The 1256-nt window shown below is 32.9% G+C and carries 1 protein-coding gene; it reads right to left on the bottom strand.

The features are described 5' to 3' along the window. Positions 1-71 precede the first annotated feature (71 nt). On the bottom strand, positions 72-1208 hold the full coding sequence (locus AC3WS5_RS15950; protein WP_492468412.1) for a hypothetical protein: 1137 nt from the start codon (positions 1206-1208) through the stop codon (positions 72-74). Between the last annotated feature and the right edge of the window lie 48 nt (positions 1209-1256).

Genomic DNA, 1256 nt, shown 5'->3' on the forward strand with positions numbered 1-1256 from the left:
GCCGCTTAGTGGATAAAGCATTTGAAAAGCTGAAAAACTCTAATTGACACTGGCCCAGTTTTAGGGGAAGCTTACACTTTCGCTGTCTCTTTTGTGGATGCCCATTCCGCTTTTAATGCAAACTTTGGATATAACTCTAAAAAAGAATTTAGCTCAAGCATGTAATATATTTTTACTCGGCTAAAAAGAATATCGAAAATAAAGTCAGGGCTAAATGGAAGGAAAAATATCGGCTTGTTTAAAGAGCCAATTGTATTAAGTACGTCAACTATTATATATTTATCACTTCCAGCTTGCTCTGCTATTGCTTTAAGCAAACGGCTCCCAATAAACCTTTTTTCACCTTTGTAGATACCTATATGCAAACAGTCTTGGATAACATCATAAGCCCAATAATTCCTCTCTTTTAGTTGTTCCTCTAATACCGATAGTCTTTCGGTATATAACGGTGTATGTTCTTTGGGTGTAATAATTTTAATTTCCTTATTAGATGTTGGGTCAATTCCTTTGTCTTCGTTAAGGATAGTTGTTACATTCTTTAATGTCGTTTTTTGTTTGATGTTCCTTTTTAATTGTGCAATGAATTTTTTATCATCACCGTATTTTTCTTGAACAGCCTCTATCGTTGTATTTTCTTTTTCTAAGTCTGCTAAAACTTCGAGAACTTCAATATTTTTCTTTCCTTCCTTTACTTCTCCGATTATAAATTTTCCATCCAGGAAGCCAATAATGTCTCCAACTTGGGCGTTATTAGTGATATCCGTAATCAACAAAAAGTTTTCAGGCTTCTTGTTTGCATCATCGACAACCGACTGAACGGATTTTAAATTTATGTCTTTTAGTTTTTTTGAACCTTCGACTTTTTGAAATAACCTTCTTGAAATATATAGTTGCCCTTGTATTAGCTGCCAAAGAATTGCATCTGCACAATGTTTAAATAAGACTTGTATGCTTTTTAAATACTTTTCTTTAGACTTTAAATCATTAACAAGCTCTTTTTCTCTATTAGTTTTTGCTTCTTTGAGTTTTGCTCCAATAAGTTCTTCTTCAGCTTGAATTTCATGTATACAAGAAATTATTCTTGTCTGTGCTGCTTTAAAACCATCATGAACACTACTTATGAATTTAGATTTAGAAGTTTTTATTCTTTCCAAAAAATCAGCTCCCGAAATTGGATATTCTATAACACTCCCCAATTTTAGGACCATCAGGGTTGATTGCTAAGTTAAGATTTCTTTCTTTTTCATTAGGCAGCT

The organism is Niabella sp. CPT15-335-S11 (assembly GCF_058792415.1).

Bases quoted from the DNA above. Each gene is read 5' to 3' on its own strand.
- AC3WS5_RS15950 (WP_492468412.1), bottom strand. From the start codon at position 1,208: ATGGTCCTAAAATTGGGGAGTGTTATAGAATATCCAATTTCGGGAGCT.